The sequence below is a fragment of the Pseudomonas sp. NMI542_15 genome (assembly GCF_021283425.1).
GTDB classification, from domain to species: Bacteria; Pseudomonadota; Gammaproteobacteria; order Pseudomonadales; family Pseudomonadaceae; genus Aquipseudomonas; species Aquipseudomonas fortuita.
On sequence record NZ_JAJSRO010000012.1, the window covers coordinates 26,578 to 44,409 of the forward strand.

At 60.6% G+C, this 17,832-nt stretch carries 14 protein-coding genes; 13 read left to right on the forward strand and 1 reads right to left on the reverse strand.

The annotated features are described in order from the left end of the window. Window positions 1-96: 96 nt before the first annotated feature. Complete coding sequence (locus LU684_RS17665; protein WP_016489310.1) at window positions 97-1,488, forward strand: amino acid permease; 1,392 nt, start codon at window positions 97-99, stop codon at window positions 1,486-1,488. Window positions 1,489-1,556: 68 nt separating this feature from the next. Here the strand turns inward: LU684_RS17665 and LU684_RS17670 are convergent, their stop codons facing one another. Continuing rightward, on the reverse strand, window positions 1,557-2,420 hold the full coding sequence (locus LU684_RS17670; RefSeq protein ID WP_060518531.1) for a LysR family transcriptional regulator: 864 nt from the start codon (window positions 2,418-2,420) through the stop codon (window positions 1,557-1,559). 280 nt (window positions 2,421-2,700) lie between these two features. Here LU684_RS17670 and LU684_RS17675 point away from each other — a divergent pair, with 280 nt between their 5' ends. The 12 genes from LU684_RS17675 (at window position 2,701) to LU684_RS17730 (ending at window position 17,831) form a co-directional block, all read left to right on the forward strand. Continuing rightward, a complete protein-coding gene (locus LU684_RS17675) occupies window positions 2,701-4,233 on the forward strand; it encodes an MFS transporter (RefSeq protein ID WP_232894863.1) in 1,533 nt (510 codons plus the stop codon). A gap of 849 nt (window positions 4,234-5,082) precedes the next feature. Further along, window positions 5,083-5,349 carry a hypothetical protein gene (locus tag LU684_RS17680; RefSeq protein ID WP_016489307.1) on the forward strand — a complete coding sequence of 89 codons (267 nt, stop codon included), beginning with the start codon at window positions 5,083-5,085 and terminating at the stop codon, window positions 5,347-5,349. Between the two features lie 196 nt (window positions 5,350-5,545). Further along, window positions 5,546-6,103, forward strand: coding sequence for a DotI/IcmL family type IV secretion protein (locus LU684_RS17685; RefSeq protein ID WP_269803309.1), 558 nt, complete (start codon window positions 5,546-5,548; stop codon window positions 6,101-6,103). Between the two features lie 2 nt (window positions 6,104-6,105). Beyond that, a complete protein-coding gene (locus LU684_RS17690; protein WP_016489305.1) occupies window positions 6,106-7,119 on the forward strand; it encodes a DotH/IcmK family type IV secretion protein in 1,014 nt (337 codons plus the stop codon). Continuing rightward, complete coding sequence (locus LU684_RS17695) at window positions 7,116-8,549, forward strand: DotG/IcmE/VirB10 family protein (protein WP_016489304.1); 1,434 nt, start codon at window positions 7,116-7,118, stop codon at window positions 8,547-8,549. The genes LU684_RS17690 and LU684_RS17695 overlap by 4 nt, the downstream gene beginning before the upstream one ends. Window positions 8,550-8,559: 10 nt before the next feature. Further along, on the forward strand, window positions 8,560-9,183 hold the full coding sequence (locus LU684_RS17700) for a hypothetical protein (RefSeq protein WP_016489303.1): 624 nt from the start codon (window positions 8,560-8,562) through the stop codon (window positions 9,181-9,183). A 14-nt stretch (window positions 9,184-9,197) separates the two neighbouring features. Next, the gene (locus LU684_RS17705) at window positions 9,198-9,782 is read left to right on the forward strand and encodes a hypothetical protein (protein WP_016489302.1); all 585 of its coding nucleotides are present in this window, start codon (window positions 9,198-9,200) and stop codon (window positions 9,780-9,782) included. Window positions 9,783-9,819: 37 nt separating this feature from the next. Further along, window positions 9,820-10,200 (forward strand): hypothetical protein, encoded by a 381-nt coding sequence (locus tag LU684_RS17710; RefSeq protein ID WP_016489301.1) that lies wholly within the window; start codon window positions 9,820-9,822, stop codon window positions 10,198-10,200. A 111-nt stretch (window positions 10,201-10,311) separates the two neighbouring features. Then, window positions 10,312-11,019, forward strand: coding sequence for an HNH endonuclease (locus LU684_RS17715; RefSeq protein WP_232894865.1), 708 nt, complete (start codon window positions 10,312-10,314; stop codon window positions 11,017-11,019). Window positions 11,020-11,082: 63 nt separating this feature from the next. Further along, a complete protein-coding gene (locus tag LU684_RS17720; protein WP_016489299.1) occupies window positions 11,083-14,145 on the forward strand; it encodes a type IV secretion system protein IcmB/DotO in 3,063 nt (1,020 codons plus the stop codon). An 11-nt stretch (window positions 14,146-14,156) separates the two neighbouring features. Next, complete coding sequence (locus LU684_RS17725) at window positions 14,157-17,096, forward strand: hypothetical protein (protein WP_016489298.1); 2,940 nt, start codon at window positions 14,157-14,159, stop codon at window positions 17,094-17,096. Window positions 17,097-17,213: 117 nt separating this feature from the next. Continuing rightward, complete coding sequence (locus LU684_RS17730; protein ID WP_232894866.1) at window positions 17,214-17,831, forward strand: hypothetical protein; 618 nt, start codon at window positions 17,214-17,216, stop codon at window positions 17,829-17,831. The last annotated feature ends 1 nt before the right edge of the window (window position 17,832 follow it).

Below are 17,832 nucleotides of genomic sequence, written 5' to 3' on the forward strand. Positions count from 1 at the left end.
CGCGCGAGCAACCTGTCGACTTACTGATTTGAAAGGAGATATTTTCGCCTACACCTGCCCGTCCATCCTTGTGTCAGCAAAAAGAGAACAACATCAATGAGCACCGTGGGATCTGATGGCAACCTTGCACAAGGTTTCAAGCCTCGTCATGTAACGATGCTGTCCATCGCCGGCATCATCGGCGCCGGACTTTTCGTAGGCTCTGGCCACGCCATCGCGGCGGCCGGGCCAGCTACCATAGTTTCTTATTTCGTGGCCGGAACCCTGGTGGTACTGGTCATGCGCATGCTCGGCGAAATGGCCGTGGCACACCCTGATACCGGGTCATTTTCCACCTACGCCGACCAGGCCATCGGCCGCTGGGCCGGTTACACCATTGGCTGGCTGTACTGGTGGTTCTGGGTACTGGTGATCCCTATCGAAGCGCTGGCTGCCGGGCATGTGTTGAATGCCTGGTTCCCGCAGGTGGACAGCTGGATCTTCGCGCTGGCTTCGGTGCTGCTGCTGGCCTGCACCAACCTGTTCAGCGTGGCCAAATACGGTGAGTTCGAGTTCTGGTTCGCCATCCTCAAGGTTACGGCGATTCTGGGTTTCATCGGCCTGGGCTTTGCCGCGTTGATGGGCTGGTTGCCTAACCGCGAGGTCAGCGGCCTGAGCGGGCTGATGGCTGAATATGGCGGCTTCGCTCCGAAAGGTTGGTCGGCGGTGGTGGGTGCGTTCATCACCGTGATGTTCAGCTTCATCGGCACCGAGGCAGTGACCATCGCCGCGTCCGAGTCCAGCGACCCGTCGCGCAACATCGCCAAAGCCACCCGCTCGGTGATCTGGCGTATCAGCACCTTCTACATCCTGTCGATCTTCGTGATCATCTCGGTGGTACCGTGGAACGATCCGCAGTTGGCAGTGGTGGGCTCATACCAGCGTGCGCTGGAAATCATGAACATTCCCAACGCAGCGTTCATGGTCGACCTGGTGGTGCTGGTGGCAGTGACCAGTTGCATGAACTCGTCGATCTACATTGCTTCGCGGATGATGTATTCCCTGGCCAAGCGCGGTGACGCCCCGGCCTTCCTCAACAAGACCTCCAAGGTTGGCGTACCGCGCGCTGCCGTGTTTGGCAGTACCCTGATCGGGGCAGCTATCGCCGTTCTCAACTACTTCGCGCCAAAGGGGGTGTTCGAGTTCCTGCTGGCCAGCTCTGGGGCCATCGCCCTGCTGGTGTACATGGTCATCGCCATCTCGCAGCTGCGCATGCGCCGCCGCCTGGAGCGGGAGAACACCGAGCTGAAGTTCCGCATGTGGCTGTTCCCGTACCTGACCTGGGCGGTGATCATCTTCATTGCCGGGGCCTTGGCGGTGATGATGTACACGCCCGAGCACCGGGTAGAGGTAAGTTCTACGTTGGGCCTGGCGATCGTGATTTCCTTCCTGGGGATCGTTACCTCGCGCGGCCATGTGCAACCTGTGGGGGCGCGGTCGATGGGGTGATTCAGTTCACCTGGCGGTAGGGCGAAGGGCACCCGAGGATGGGTGCCCTTTGTTTTTCAGGGCGACGGTCAGGCCGTCATCATCTCGATGTACCTCATCACCGCCGGCGCTTTCTCGAAGCGCCGGTGAACCAGGCTTAGCCACGAGCTAGCTTGGCAATCGACGACCCGCCGGTAATTCACCTGTGGCAGGTTGATGCGCTGCACCACCGATTCCGGGACGACGGCAACGCCTTGCCCCAGTGATACCAAGGTAATCACTGCCACCAGGCTGCCGGGTTGTGGGCCAAGCCTGGGGACGAAACCACCTTGCGCGGCCACTTCCAGCGTGCCGGAAATTTGCTCGGGCAGGATGAAGGATTCGTTGGCCAGGCGCGAGGCCGGGATCTGCGGCATTTCGTTGATACGCGAGCTGGCGGGCAGGGCGAGGACGAAACCTTCCTGGTGCAAGGCGATGGCTTCCAGTTCGTCAGGCAGCTCCATCGGTGAGCGCACGTAGGCAAGGTCGAGCAAGCCGTCGCGGACCATGCCGGGCAGTTCGGCCATGGGCAGTTCACGGATATTCAGGCGCACGCCAGGGCAGGTTTCGCTGTAGCGGCTGACTTGCTGCTGGAGCATGCCCGAGTAGGCGGCTGAAGCCACGTAGCCCAGTTCGATACGCCCGCTTTCGCCACGGGCGGCCTTTTGTGCGCCCAGTTGCGCCGCATCGAACTGACGCACGGCGTGCTCCGCCTCGATCAACAATGCCTGGCCGGCGGCGGTCAGGTTGACCTCGCGCTGGCTGCGCTCGAACAGGCGTACGCCCAGTTCGCGCTCCATGTCCTGGATCTGGCGGCTGAGAGTGGGCGGGGCGATCCCCAGTTGCTCGGCGGCACGGGTGAAATGACCGTGACGGGCGACGCAGAGGAAATAGCGGAAATGGCGGATTTCCATGGGTGTTACCTACAGGGTAATGACGCAGGCCGCCGGGGCTAACAACGCTTTGGGTTGGCGGCGTTATGGTTGAGGCCAACACTACAAGGCTGGTGGCTTGGGGGTAAAGGCCGCTTGTGGAATAGCCGGGCACTGCTTTGCAGGGGGCTGCACCGCTCGCGAAGGTTAGGCAAAACCTGTGGGAGCTGGCTTGCCTGCGATGGGCTGCAAAGCAGCCCCCGGCGATGCTGCAATTTGACCGTACCGCCAAGCCAACCCGCTCTGCTTCCGGAGCCTTATCATGCCCTCTGCACGTTTCACCCTGCTCACTGCCTCCTTGGTCTGCGCTCTGATCATTCTCGACACCAACATCGTCGCGGTCAGTCTGCCCAGTATCGCCCGTGACCTGGCGGGCTCGTTCGCCGATATCGAGTGGGTGGTCAGCGCCTACCTGCTGGCTTTTGCTGCCTGCCTGCTGCCTGCCGGTAGCCTGGCCGACCGCTTCGGCAGGCGGCGCATGCTGCTGCTCGGCCTGGTGCTGTTCGGCATCGCTTCGTTGGCTTGTGGTGCAGCGCCAAGCCTGTTGTTCCTTGACATGGCCAGGGCCGCCAAGGGTGTGGGGGCAGCGTTGTTGCTGACCTCGGCACTGGCCGCCATCGGCAACCGCTTTCATGAGCCGCAGGAACGCATGCGCGCCTGGGCCTTCTGGGGTGCCTGCATGGGTGCCACCATCACCTTCGCGCCGCTGTTGGGCGGGATAATCGCCAGTACCTTGGGCTGGCGCTGGATCTTCTACATCAACCTGCCGTTGGTGGCAGTGCTCGCGGTCATGGTGCTGTACAGCGTCGATGAGTCTCGCGACAGTGCGGCGGCCCGGCTCGACCCATGGGGCAGCCTGACTTTCGCCGGCGGCCTGGGTTACCTGATCTGGGCGATGATCGATGCCAGCCAGGTGGGCTGGGGCAGTGCGCAAACGCTAGGTAGGCTGGTGATCAGCGCCTTCCTGTTCGGCGTGTTCGTCATGGTCGAGCGCAGCCAGCAGCGGCCAATGATCGACCTGCGGCTGATGCGCAGTGCGCGTTTCGTCGGTGCCTTGCTGGGCATGTTCGCCTACGCCGCTTGCGCCCAGGTGATGATGACCCTGCTGCCGTTGTACCTGCAGAACGGCCTGCAGCTGTCGGCCCTGGCCGCGGGTGCGGGCATGTTGCCATTCGCCGTGGCCATGCTGCTGATGCCGCGGGTTGGCATGCGCCTGGCCGCGCACTGCAGCGCTGCGCAGGTGTTTGCGCTTGGGCTGATGCTGGTGGGGGTATGCAACCTGTTGTGTGCCTGGGCTGCAAACCATGGCGGCTACAGCGCGTTTGCAGTGGCCAGCCTGGTGCTAGGTGCGGGCGCCGGGCTGCTCAATGGCGATACGCAGAAGAACATCATGGCCTGTGTGCCCCGTGAGCGTACTGGCATGGCGTCGGGGCTGAGCACCACCACGCGGTTCGGCGCGATCGTGCTGGCAATAGGTGTACTGGGCGCAGTGCTGGCCGCCCGTACCGGCCAGTTGATGAAGGAGGCGATGGCAGTGGTGGCCCCAGCGCACCTGGGAGAAGTTACAGCGATGGCCACGCGAGTGGCTGCCGGTGACCTGGCCGCCGCGTTGGCCATGCTGGATCCCGCCTTGCGTGCCGAGGTTGCTCCCTTGGCTCGGCAGGCGTTCATCGGTGGTTTTGAGAGCGTGCTGCACGTCGCAGGCATTGCCGCCATGGTGTTTGCCATTGTGGTGGGTGTGTTGCTGAGCCGCCCGCCAGTGCAGCTGGAGGCGTGGGCAGAGCACGGTGCGTGAGCCCTCACGCGGCGTTACAGGATAGCGTTTTGCAATTATTTCTCCCGGGCCCTCAACTATTTCGAACGGCGAATGTCATTGATTGCGGGCCTGTTGAGTGATGCCAAAGTGCAATGAGCACCATCTGCCGTCCTGATGGCAAAAAGCCGCTATCGCACAAAACTGTGTAGATGGTGGAAAATCACGTTTTCGCCATACCAAGGCAGTACCTTGGGTAGAAGAAACCGCCCTTGAGCATCGGGCGATTCCGCCAGCGGTTGCCGCAATCTACTGTTTGGTGTGTGGCTTAAAAATGGATTTATCCCTTGTTTTACAAGGGTTTTAGTAAAAGTAGCGCTCAGTTCTATGGATACTCACGGAGGAGGGCTGGACCAAGATTCAGGTTTGTCATGGAGGATACGCTGCAAACCCCGCCATCAACCCTGCCGATCTTCCTGATCAGGTGCTGGAGATCACGGTTTACGTGGCCTTCAGGGCTTTTCGCACATTTTTCCGACCGCTGACTTCAGCCATTTTAAATGTCCGAATGGTCAGGTTTTGCACATCGAAAATATAGGTCGACGGTAATTTTTTAGAGTAGGCCGGTCAGCGCTGTTGTGCATGCCGGCGAGGTGCAGTAAACACCACCTAATTCGTTGATTTCCCCAGTGTAATCAGGGCTATAGCCCTGATTTTGGCGTGGCCGTATTGGCCGGCGCCCCGCTTTGATTTTGGGTATTTAGCGTCAAAAGCTTTTACATGGGTGTGCAGAAATGCGTCGCGGATTGCAGGTATTAACCCAATCTGTCAAAATTTCGCTGTTGCACATTTCTAAGTCTTGGATGAAAATGCTGCTTCATGGAGCGAGATATGGACGAACTGGGACCAACCACAACGTCATGGGGCAGCGGTGCGGGCGAGGATGTGGATGTTCGCGCGCTACGACGCTACAACCGGTTGCTGGGTGTTTTGCTGGATATCGGGGAGTGGGCCTGCATCGGCTTGCTGCCTTGTGTAGCGGTGGCCGCCATCTGGCTGGTGACGCAAACGAATTTTGAAAATGTCGTGTTCTATGACGGAACCGACTCGATTTGCATTTACGACGGAACGACAGGGGAAATCCGCAATGTCGAGTAAGGAAACCCAACACGGAACCCCTGATGGTGATGCGCCGCAGGCCCGGCGGGGCACCGATGAATAAAAGCTGCTGGAGCTGGCACTGGACGAAACGCCCGGTGAGGCCGCAGCCACCGTCAGGGAAGTCAAGCGTCTGCAGCTGGAGTGCCTGGATCTCAAGCGCCGTAACAAGCGCGTCTGGGGGCAGCTGCTGGCCCTGACTTGCGTGTTCGGCGTAACCATCGCGGCGGTGGTGTTCTGGTACCCGAAGTACCGCTGGATTCCGACGATTGACAACCATGCCATCTGTGAAGTCTCCACTGAAAGCAACCCGCGCGTCACCCCTGCGACGCTGGCCGAGTACGCCAAGGATGCGGTGGTCAACTCGTACTCCTACGACTATGTGAACTACCGCTCCAACCTCAATGCCGCAGGTGCGCGCTGGTACACCGATGAGGGGCGCAAGGCCTTCCTGAAGACGCTTGACGATTCAGGCAACCTGGAGCGCGTGCTCAAGGGGCGGATGATCCTGCGGGCCATGGCCACCCAGGTGGCCCAGGTCGAAGAAAGCGGTGTGCTGGCGAGCGGGCAGAACTACTGGGTGGTACAGGTGCCGATTGCCATCGAGTTCTATGTCGGCGGTGATCAGCAAGCACGCTCGCGCCAGGATTTCCTCGCAGCCGTAACCATCGTCCAGATCCCCGCTTCGGCCACCAACACCAAAGGCATCGCCGTCGATTCTGTTCAGCTGTCGCCGTACACCTCAAGGAAGTGACCATGAAGAAGCATCTGATCGCATCGTTGCTTGCGAGCGCTATCGCCATGCCGGCATTTGCCAACGAGGCGCCAGAAGCGCCGGCCGCCCAGGGTGGCATGGGGCAGATTGGCGCGACGCAAGCTGGCGAAGCTCCGCCCCAGCCACCGATGAATGGCCTGGGCCGGCAAGTATCCAGTGTTGCTCAAGTGGTCTACCCGCGGCCGGAAGATGTCATCAGCGACACGGTACAGGACGTTCAGGATTCGCAGCTGACGTCGTCGCAGGTAGAGCTGATCAAGCAGCTATGGCTGGAGCGTGAAAAGCAGAAAGCCACGGCCTACATAAGCCCGGCCAAACCTGTGACCCGCACGCTTGCACTGAACCTGGACCCGGGCGTGTCGCCACCCATCGTTCGCCTGAGCAAGGGGCAGCAGTCGTCGATCGTGTTCTCCGACTATGCCGGGCAGCCATGGATGATTCAGAACGTGTCGATCAACCGCGAACTCTTCAGCGACGGGCGCGAGCGAGGCGGTCAGAACGGACAGAACGGCACTGCCGCACCGACCAACATCCTCACCCTGGACCCCGCCACAGCGGCGGCCTACGGCAACGTCACCGTCACCCTGCGCGGGCTGGCCACGCCCATCATCCTGATCCTGGCTGCCGGCCAGGAAGAAGTGGACATGCGCGTGGATGCGAAGGTACCCGGGCGTAATCCGGATGCTGCGGCTTCTGTGGCAATGCTGAGGATGCCGGGTATCGATGATGCGCTGACCTACTTCCTGGATGGTGTGCCGCCGAAAGAGGCCAATCGCCTGAAGGTGACCGGGCTGGAGGGCGTCGAGGCCTGGAGCTATGGCCCGAACATGTACGTGAAAGCCAAGGCTGATGCGCAATACCCGGCCTACACCAACGCTGCGCGAAGCACCACCGGTGTGGCGGTGTATCGCTACGCGGGCCTGCAGAACAGCGTCACGTTCACGACTGGCGGGCAAGCCGTAACCGTCTTCATCGAGCAAGGGAATCTGCAATGAGTGATCACAACATGCCGCCGAACGACTCGGGCTTCGATGAAGAGGACGAGCACCTGGTAGCCGACCGCGACGGGCCGGCTGGCTCGCACGTGAAGAAGGCGCGCAAGTCCGATGAGATGCAGCGCAACCTGCACGCCGTGTTCGGTTCCGGTGTGGGCAAGGTGTCGCTGATTGCGGCCGGCCTGGTGGTGCTTGCGCTGGGGGCGCTGGCCTACAACGGCATGACCAGCAAGGACGAACCTGTCGGCAAGGCCTCTACGGTGGATGTCCCGCGTGCACCGCAGCCCGAGGTGTCGGTCGACCCTATTTCCGCTGCCGAGGCGGAGCGTCGCAACCAGCGAAGCTCGCTGGAGGCCGAGCAGGCTGCCGAGCGCGGCATGTCGTACCAGCCTGGCTTCGACCCCAATATCGTTCAGTCCACCGGCAGGGATGCTGCCCGTGGCCAGAATGCCCAGTTCAATGTGCCCGGGCAGCCGTACAACGATGCCAGCATGCAGCCGCCGCCGATCTATGTCGGGGCGGGGCAGCCGCCCCGCGAGGCCGCCCAGAACCAGCGCGCCGGCGCGAGCAACGCACAGTCTGATGAACAGGAACGCCTGCGCCTGGAAGAGCAGCTGAAAAAGGCCGAGCAGCAGCGCGACCTGTACGTCAACGAGCTCAAGGCCGAGACGCTCAAGTCGATCAAGCAACTGATGGGTGAGTCTGAAAGCGCAAAAGGCTTCGCCGAAAAAAGCAGCTTCAGCACGGTCAGCTATTACCCGACCGAGCGTGCTGGCAGCAGCGAACGTGATGGCGTGTTGCGTGCCGGCAACGACAAGAACAAGAAGGACCCCAACGACATCGAGGCCGTGGGTGACACCGACCGGGAGTTGCTCATCAAGACCGGTACCATCATGTACGCCACGCTGGATGCGGAGGTCAACACCGACGACGGCGGCGACGTGCTGGCAACCATTCGTGGCGGCAAATGGAACGGCTCCAAGCTGATCGGCAAGATCGAACAGGCGCCGGACAACATCCGTGTGAAATTCACCATTCTGGCGCCACCGGTGAACGATTCCCGCCCGACCATGCGCATCAGCGCCGTGGCGCTGCGAGAGGATGATGCCAAGCAGGGTATTGCCGAGACCAAGGACCACCACACCATGGAGCGCTACTTCGCCCTGGGGGCTGCCTCGCTGCTGTCTGGCTACGGTCGGGCTTACCAGCAGACGGCAGGTACCACGATCATCAGCCCCAGCGGTGTAGTGGCCCAGACCACGACCGAGCCTTCGACCAAGCAGGTCATCGGTTCGTCGGTGGGCGAGATGGGTACCGCGATCGCGTCGGAAGTACGCCGTGGGTTCAACCGTCCGGCTACCTACGCAACACCTGCGAACAAAGGCTTTGGCCTGTTCTTCCTGCAAGACGTTCACGATCAATCTCGATAAGGAGTTCGACATGAAGAACTGGTCATTCGGAAAACTCATAGGCGTTTTTGCCGGTAGCTTCGTGGCGCTGATCGTGGTCGCCGTGGTCGTGATCAAGGCCTCCTCGTCGCCGGTCGCCAAGGCCAAGCGCACAGCGCAAATCCAGGCTCAGTCGGCACAACAGCCACGCATGGATGTGCTGAGCATCGAGCTCGCCAAGTCCAGGGAGCAGGCGCAAGCGGCCCTGCAAGCCCAGGAGAACAGTGAAAAGCAACTGAAGATCGTGCGTGAGGAATCGCAGCGCAATACCCAGCTGCTGCTGAGCCAGATCAAGAACCTGGATAACAGCATGTCCCAGCTGGCCCAGCGCATGAACAGCTACGAGCAGAACCGTCAGCGCGTGGAAATCGTCAAGCCGCCGCGCAGGGCGCCAGCACCTGCCGCGTCGCAGGGGTACGCCAGAAGCGCTCACCCGATTCCGCAATCGAGTGGCTACAAAGTGCAGGCCGTGGTCGGGCACCGGGCCTGGGTGAAGAATGGTGAGAGTGAAGACAGCGTAAAGGCCGGCGACACGTTGCCACCGGTGCAGCGCGAATTGAAGGTGCTTTCAGTTGATCGCGACAGCGGTATTGTAGTGACTTCACCCGCTCTTTAAACAAGGACGTTGCCATGGCGGCCGGATTTGCCGATCTAGTAGATGTATTGGTCAATATCGGGAAAGTAATCCCGACGGCGATCATGATGTGCCAGGGTATTGCCGCACTTATCGGTCTTTACCTGACAGGTGCTGCGTTGATTGAAATCTGGGGTGTTACCCATGACAACGCATTGAAGTATGTAGCCGGGCGACAGCGTTTTTCTGTCGGCTCCGCCTGTGTGCAACTGGTGATCGGCTCTATTTTGCTGGCCATTGGCACACTGGAGTGGATGGGGATCATGTCGCGAACGTTGACCGGGGATTATGCCAACTCGCGCATGTTGTCCTATTCCTCTACCGGCACCACGTTGCAGCAACAGGCACAACTGGCCACGCTCGCCCTGCTGGGCATCATGCAGGTGGTCGGTCTGATTGCCATGGTGAAAGGTTGGTTGACGGTAAACGGTTATTACAACAATCAAACTCAGGCCGGCCTGGGGACCGCCAGTGGATGGATCATCGGCGGTGTGCTGGCGTGGAACTTCAAATGGTTCAGCGATGTACTCAACAACACAATCGGATTCAATCTGGTTGGACTTTTCACGCCGTGGTCGTAACGGCTTTTCGAAATATGAAACCCAAGGAGCGTCACTCATGAAAGCACTCAAAACCCTGAAAGCTGCTTACGATTCGGCCAAAGTTCGTGCGACCACTGCAGTTATCGGTGCCCTGGCAGCACCGTCGGCATTTGCCATTACCAAGACTGACCTGACCCAGGACACCTCGGGCGGCAAGACCGCTGACGACGTGATGACCAACATCGACAATACCGCTCAGGGCGGCGCCACGCTGCTGATCTCGCTGGTGTCGATTGGTGGTTTCGTGGTCGTTGCCATTTCGCTGTACACCCTGTGGAAAGCGTCGAAGGATGAGCGTGAAAAGCCGATGTCGGCCATTGTCGGCCTGTTCATCGGTGGCCTGATGGCGGGTGTCGGCACCGTGATGTGGATCATGCGCAACACCATGGTCAACTAAGGCTGCGCGCCGCTGACCCTAAAGCGGGGCGCCAGGCCCCGCAATTTCCAGACAGTTTCGGGGATATCGGACGTGAGCGAAACAAACTCTGCGCAGGGCAGGGCAGTGACTGTGCCCACGCTGGCGAGTGGTTATGTCAGCCGTACTGCCAACCAACCGGTATTCGGCGTGCGCCGGCCACTGTGGCGCTCTGACGATGATCAACGAAAACTGTTCAGTGAAGCGCACAACACACTGCGTACTTCGGTGTGGCAACGCGACAATTACACCTGTCGCTTCTGTGGTTTCAAGTCTGCCAAGTTTCAGGAACTCCATGCACTGGATGGCAATGCCGACAATTGCACCAAGGACAACCTGATCACCGCGTGCAACTTGTGCCGCCAGGTTCATCACCTGGGTGCCTGCGCCATGAATGGCACCGGTTTTTTCGTGGCAGTTCAGGAATTGACACAAACCGAGATCAACAACATTGCCCGGTGCATCTATGTCAATGAGTTGCTCGGCGACAGGGCGGTCAACGAGAAACTGACCAGCCTGTTGGCAGCGTTCCAGTTTCGCGGTGGCGACACGCTCAAGGACGTATTCGGCGGAGAAGTGATCACGGTATTGAGTGTGGCAGAAACCCTCGCAAGCAAAACACTTGTCAGCGATGAAGAATATGAAAGACGTGCTGAATGGTTGGCCCCGCTGCGGCTGTTTCCAACCAAGGGCGCGTTCAAGGATGGGCAGCTTGAATATTACGCGGCCAATAACCGCGCCTTGTTCCTGCCCGGCAACTGGTCGGCATTGACCGGCCAGCTACTGAAGCAATTCGCTTGATGCAACCTGAAGCAGAGCTGATCAGCCTCGCCATTGAGAACCTTACACAGGAAGAACAAGGAAATGTTTAACAAACTCGAGGCGGTGATCCTGACGGTTCTGAGCCAGCTCAAGGCAGACGTGCAGGACTATTGCGACCTTGAAACGGTCGACGGTGGGCAGTCCATCGTCGCCAACGACGGTTCACTGGCGTCCATCGTACGTTTCAACGGCACCAAGAGCGTACTGGGGCGCGAACAGTTCGAGCGCCTGGTGAGCCTGCTGGAAGCGTCGCTTTCGGTGTACTTCAAGGTGCGCGGCCATCACCTGCAGATTGTCTTCAGCCGCGACCTGGATGCGACTGCGCCGCTAGAGCAGAACGCCTCGCAGCAGGCAGCAACTGCCGAGCGGTTGAACCTCAACGTGCGGCACCTGATCAACGAGGGCGTGAGCAAGTACGCCCAGTATGTGTATGACGAAGAATGCTACCTGGTGTTCTGGTCGCGGCCCGCGCTGCTTGACCAGACCGAACGGTCGATGGCGCGCGAGGCGCTGAACGAGTTCAGGAAGGCATCGGAATGGCCGGCCACCGCCGAAGCGCAGAACCTGTTGCGGCCCATTTCCTACCTCAAGGACCGCCACCTTTCCTTTGTCACCAAGATTTCCGAAGACCTGACGTCCCCCGAGTTCGGTTGCTCGGCGGATGTGCTCGACGTCAGTGAAGCAATCCGCGCCATCCGCGCGAAGGTGAACCCCGACATCACGCCGCGTACCTGGAAGCCCTACATTCCGGGCAGCGCCATTCCGATGCGCTGGAAGACCAGCAAGCGCAGTGGGGACATGTCAGAGTTCATGTACCCCACGCTGCCCAGCCAGATCATGGTCACGTCGGCTGAAATCGGCAGTGGCGAGCGCACCAGTCTGCTGCCCGACCCTACCAGCGTGCGGGTTGGCTCGCGCGTGTATGCGCCGTTGCTGATGTCGATTCCACCGGCAGAGCCGCAATACTTCAACACCCTGTTCAACAGCCTCAACCGCGCGGAAACCCAGGAAAACGGTGTGTCACGCGCCTTGCCGTATTCGGTGTCGATCATGCTGTCGTCCGATGGCATGAGCGTGCTGGCCTGGAAAAGCCTGTTTGCCCAGTTGCTTTCGGTAACCTCCGAGCAGAACCGCAACATCAACCTGGCCACCAAGGAGCTGCGCGAGCGGGTGCGTGACGGTGAGTGCATGGTCAAGCTGCAGGTTGCCGCCATGACCTGGGCCAGCCCGGACGAGAAAGGCGTGAAGGAGCTTGCGCTGCGCAAGTCGAAGCTCTGGCGCACGCTGGAGTCGTGGGGCCAACCGGTGTTCATCGAGCGTACCGGCAACCCGATGCAGGCGTTCCAGTCCAACTGCCTGGCCTTGACCACCAAGCATCTTGGCGACCCTGCCGCAGCGCCGCTTGGCGATGCCGTGGCCATGCTGCCGCTGACCCGGCCAGCCTCGCCGTTCCAGGAGGGTTCGACCATCTACCGCAGCCTGGACGGCAAGATCCTCAAGTACCAGCGTTTCTCGTCTCAGCAGACCACCTGGATCACCCTGATCGCAGGCAAGCCGGGTTCGGGCAAGTCGGTGCTGATGAACAACAACCACTTCGAATCCTGCCTGATGCCGGGCCTGACCGGCCTGCCTTACATCGGCATCACAGACATCGGGATTTCCTCGTCCGGTTTCTGTGACCTGGTGCGCGACAACCTGCCCCCCCGGCTTCATCACCTGGTGGTGTACAAACGTTTGCAGAATGCCAGGAAAGACTGCATCAACCCGCTGGATACGCCGCTGGGCCAACGTTATCCACTGCCGAAAGACCGTGAGTTCAACAAGAACTTCCTGACCATTCTAGTGACGCCGCCCGAGCGCGAAAAACCCTATGAAGGGATGAGCAACTTCGTCGGCCGGATGGTTGACCTGGCCTATCGGCGCAAGGACGACAAGATCGAGCGGGCCAGCCCGGAAACCTACAAGCCGGGGCACAACGATGTCGTGGATACTGCCGTGGCGCAGCTTGGCTTCCGGATTCTTCCGGCGACTACCTACTGGGAGCTGGTCGACGCGATGTTCGATGCCGGCATGGTGTACGAGGCAGAGGTGACCCAGCGCTACGCGGTGCCAACCCTCAATGACCTGGTGGCGGTGGCGTCGACCGAGGAAGTGCGGGCCGAATACGAGGGGTCCGGCGAGGTCGGGCGTAGCCTGGTCGACGCCTTCATCCTGGGTATCCGCGAGGCGGTGGGTGACTTCCCGGTGTTCTCCGATCACACCCGCTTTGACGTGGGCAGTGCCCGCATCGTGGCCCTCGACCTGCAGGACGTGGCGCTGCAAGGCTCTGCATCGGCGAAAAAGCAGACGGCCTTGATGTACATGATCGCCCGCCAGTGCTTCATGAAGAAGGTGGCCTTCTCGAAGGAGGACTTCCCGTTCTTCACCGAGAAGTACCTGCCATTCTACGAGCGCCTGGTGGCGGACCTGGTGGATGAATACAAGGTCATGTGCATGGACGAATTCCACAAGACCGGTGGCCACGTGGGCTTGCAGGAGCAGATGCAGACCGATGGCCGTGAGGCCCGTAAGTGGAACATGGAGATCATCCTGGCTTCGCAGTTGATGGAAGACTTCGGCCAGCTGACCAAGATCGCCACGGCCACCTTCATCCTCGACTCGGGTACCAAGGAGACCCGCGACTGGCTGCGCAAGAACATCGGCCTGTCCGACACCGAGGAGCATGCGCTGGTCAACTTCGTGCACGGGGCCAACAAGCATGGCTGTACCTTCCTGGCGCGCTTCGAAACCAAGAACGCCACCTACAGCCAGCTGTTCACCATGTCTGCAGGGCCGATGCGCCTGTGGGCACTGACCACCACCGCCGAGGACCGGAAACTGCGCACCATGCTCTACGAGCACATGCCGCGCCCGGACGCGCTCGCATTGCTGGCCCGCCGCTTCCCGTCGGGTGGCTGCAAGGACATGGTGGAGCGGCTCAAGCGCGAGACGTTCAAGGATGTCGAGTTCGTCGATGACGACATGGAGCAGTCCGTGATTGCGCGCATCGCCAAGGATCTGGTCGCTGACTACATCAGCGCCAGTGCATACGAAGACGTAGTGTGAGGGAGTGACAGATGGCTCAGTACAAGGGCGCATCCCGTCAGCATGAAGTCAGCACCAGCCGGCGGCGCAAAGACACGCGCCTGGCCGGGCAGCGCTTCAGCGATTTTTTCCAGTCTGCTGATGGCGCAGTGTTTGGCACCTTCGCGCTGCCGATCCTGGCGCTGGTTTCGATCAAGGTGCCCTTCTCGGGTGAGCTGCTGTTGCTGCTGGCCTGGGTGTTCAAGCGAAAGTTCGTCGACGTCGAAAACCGTGCCTTCGATTTCCCTTACCGGGTACCCAAGCTGGCGGATGTCAATGACGGCTCGTACAAGGGCAAAAAGAAAGGCGAGGGGGTTACCCTTTTCGGCAATGACCTGGAGACCCGGGAGCAGATCTACGCCGGCGACAGCGACCTGAGGACGCACCAGCTGGTGTTGGGCACCACGGGCTCCGGTAAGCCGCAGCCCAAGCATGCCAAGGTGCTGACGCCGGGCGGCTGGGTGGAAATGGGCCGCATCCGGGTCGGAGACAGCGTGTGCACGCCCGATGGCAAGCAGGCTGCGGTGCTGCGGGTGATCGAGCAGGGCGTTCAGCCGATCTGGACGATTGCCACCCGCGACGGCCGCAGGGCCCAGGCCACCGGTGACCACCTGTGGCGAGTGCTTACACGCGGCCAGGATGGTAGCGAAGCAGCGCACACCGTGACGACCGATGCCATCCGTGAGCTGATGGGGCGTGGCGTGGTGGTGATGCTGCCCAAGGTGCGCAAGAAGCGTGGGTCTGCCAAGTTCAATGGCTGGGCCGAGGTGTGGAAGGTAGACGCTGCCGGGCAGGCGCCCTGCCAGTGCATCGAGATCGATCACCCACACCACCTGTATATCACCGACGACAGCCTGGTCACCCATAACACCGAGCTGTTGCTCGGCATCGTGTTCAACGCCCTGGTGCAGAACACGGGTTTCATCTACGTCGACGGCAAGGGTGACCCCAAGCTGCAGAAGGAAATCTTCCGCCTGTCGCGCTACCTTGGCCGCGAAGATGACCTGTTGATCATCAACTTCATCACCTCTGGCCGCGACTTCGTCGAGAAGCAGGTCGACAAGGTGACCAACAACATGAACATGATGGGGAATACCTCGTCGGGCATGTTGATCGAGCTGATCGTGTCGCTGATGGATGACTCCGGTGGCGGCGGCGACATGTGGAAGGGGCGGGCGATCATGTTCGTGGCAGCCCTGACGCGGCCGCTGACCTATCTGCGGGACAAGGGTCACATCAACCTGTCCCCCGAGAAGTACCTGGAGTACTTCGAGCTGAACGTGATCGAAGAACTGGTGTGGGAGCACGGCGGCAAGTACGGCGAGATGTTCGATGTGATCGTGGCCCCGCTGCGCTCCTACCTGCTGACGCTGCCGGGTTACCAGAAGGCGAAGTTCAAGAAGCAGGAAACCAAGACCCTGGAGCAGCACGGCTACATCGTCATGCAGCTCGGGCGGATCTTCAACGACCTGACCTTCAACTACGGCCATATCTTCAAGACACGCGTCGGTGACGTGGACTTCTACGATGTGGTGATCAACCGCCGCTTGCTGGTGGTGCTGCTGCCGGCGCTGGAGCGTGCACCTGACAGCATGCGCATGCTTGGCAAGATGATTGTAGGCAGCATCAAGCAGATGATGGCCGGCTGCCTGGGCAACCGGGTCGAAGGGGTGGTACGCGAAATCATCGACAGCCGGCCAACGGGCTCCAAGTTCCCGTTCTATACCATCCTCGACGAATACGGCTATTACGCCGTGGTCGGCTTCGCCGTGGCCCCGGCCCAGGCGCGTAGCCTGGGCTTCAGTGTCACCTTCGCGGCGCAGGACTTTTCCTCGCTGAAGAAATCCAGCGCCGAAGAAGCGGATGCCACCTGGGAAAACACCAACATCCGCGCCGTCGGCCGCCTGACCTCGGGCACCGAATCGGAAACCTGGCGACGCGTGCAGGGCGCGGCGGCCGAGTCTTCGCAGGCCATGCTGGGCAATTTCGAACGCACTGCGGGCAACGAAAAGCTGCGCCAGTCGGACAACATCGGCATCGAGCAGCGCAGCCGGTTGAACTACGACGACGTCGCCATGCAGGAAAACGGCGAGTTCACCTTCCTGGTCGGCAAGAAATCGCAGAATGGCAAAACCGGCGGTGTGGCCCTTATCCGCGGCATGGGCTTCTACACAGCCGGCCCGGCACCGAAAGAAATGCGCATCAACGATTTCATCCCGGTCGAGCCGCCCGAGCCGTCAGACCTTCCGCAGAACAGGCAATCGCGCCAGGCATTTGTCGACAGCCTGAAAGATGGCTCGTTCGCCAGGCGGGTGCGGGCGGTGGTCAAGGGCGACCCTACCTTTGCCCGTATGCACAGTGCGTTCGAACACAACTACGCAGACCCGGACCGGCCACTGCTGGGTAGGCTGGATACTTCGTTCGCCGTGCTCGGGGGGTATTTGACCGGTGCGTTGAAAAAGCCGGCTCCGGCTGCGCCATCTCCGCAGCAGGTGCTGGAGACACCCGTTACGCCACCCGCTGCGCCCGTAGCGGCAGCCCAGGAGGATCCACTGAGCCCGGGGGCGATCGAGGCGAGCATTCTGGCGGTGGCGGACCTGATCGTCGGGAACACGGTGGCGCCAGAAGTGCCCGCTGTTGCGGCTGCGGACGAGCAGACGCTGGACGATGAATGGGCCCGTGAACTGGCAATCGTCATGCCCAAGCAAATGCTCGACATGCAAGTGATGGCTGCCGGTGAAGGGTTTGCATCGCTGTCGGACAAGTGGGCCGCCGAAGAACGCATCCGCGAAGCCTGCGATGCCATCGCTCGCGAAACGGCCTATTCCGTAGCGCCCGCGCCTGAGGCGCAGGATGTGGCGGGTATGCGTGAACGGTTGAATGAACTGCAGGCGCAATGCCGCGCGCTGATGAAGAACAAACCGCATGAGTAGGCATCGAGCCCCCCGTCCACTGGTCGGAAGCAGATTCTAATTGGTGTCATAAATTGACGACGATAGATATCTAACAGATAATCAGAAACTAGAATTTTTGCATGCCAGGGTGACGTGATGGGGTTGTTCGATTCAGGGAAGAAGGCAGCGAAGTTCGCGTTCATCACCATGCCCATGGCGGCCTTGGGCGTGAACCAGCTGCGCATGGGCAACCAGCACATCAAGTCGCTGTGGCGTTCCAATTTCAGCCCCACTTGCCCCGAGTGCGAGCACGGGGTCCTGCTCAAGACCGAAGGCGATCATCAGGAGCTTGAGCAGAGCCCGAAAGGCAAGCTGCGTGTGCTGCACAGCTGGGGCTGCAACAACTGTGACTTCGCCTTGTTCGAAGAGGACAATGTCAAAAAGGTCCGCGAGCATGCTGCGCGCTACCGCAATGAGCGCGTCAAGGCACAGCTGACGACCATCGAGCGCGACGAACTCGACCGTATCGCCCGCAACCACCGGCTGCATTCCAGGGCGTTTTTCATCGCCAGCCTTTTCGCCGTTGTCGGGTTCGTCTACATGCTGGCGACCGGCGCCGGCATCATGATCGCCCTGAACTGGTTGTCGATCGGCTTTGCGCTGTGGGTATTCGGCATGAAGAAGTCCTATCGCAGCTGGCAGGTCTCGACCGGGCAACTGTTTGTCGAAGGCGCGTTCTGGTTCTGGTTCCAGCATCAGAAGTGGATTATCTGAA

Coding starts and splice junctions, on each gene's coding strand:
- LU684_RS17695 (WP_016489304.1), top strand. CDS start 7,116: ATGAGTGATCACAACATGCCGCCGAACGACTCGGGCTTCGATGAAGAG.
- LU684_RS17690 (WP_016489305.1), top strand. CDS start 6,106: ATGAAGAAGCATCTGATCGCATCGTTGCTTGCGAGCGCTATCGCCATG.
- LU684_RS17665 (WP_016489310.1), top strand. CDS start 97: ATGAGCACCGTGGGATCTGATGGCAACCTTGCACAAGGTTTCAAGCCT.
- LU684_RS17680 (WP_016489307.1), top strand. CDS start 5,083: ATGGACGAACTGGGACCAACCACAACGTCATGGGGCAGCGGTGCGGGC.
- LU684_RS17675 (WP_232894863.1), top strand. CDS start 2,701: ATGCCCTCTGCACGTTTCACCCTGCTCACTGCCTCCTTGGTCTGCGCT.
- LU684_RS17730 (WP_232894866.1), top strand. CDS start 17,214: ATGGGGTTGTTCGATTCAGGGAAGAAGGCAGCGAAGTTCGCGTTCATC.
- LU684_RS17725 (WP_016489298.1), top strand. CDS start 14,157: ATGGCTCAGTACAAGGGCGCATCCCGTCAGCATGAAGTCAGCACCAGC.
- LU684_RS17710 (WP_016489301.1), top strand. CDS start 9,820: ATGAAAGCACTCAAAACCCTGAAAGCTGCTTACGATTCGGCCAAAGTT.
- LU684_RS17670 (WP_060518531.1), bottom strand. CDS start 2,420: ATGGAAATCCGCCATTTCCGCTATTTCCTCTGCGTCGCCCGTCACGGT.
- LU684_RS17705 (WP_016489302.1), top strand. CDS start 9,198: ATGGCGGCCGGATTTGCCGATCTAGTAGATGTATTGGTCAATATCGGG.
- LU684_RS17700 (WP_016489303.1), top strand. CDS start 8,560: ATGAAGAACTGGTCATTCGGAAAACTCATAGGCGTTTTTGCCGGTAGC.
- LU684_RS17720 (WP_016489299.1), top strand. CDS start 11,083: ATGTTTAACAAACTCGAGGCGGTGATCCTGACGGTTCTGAGCCAGCTC.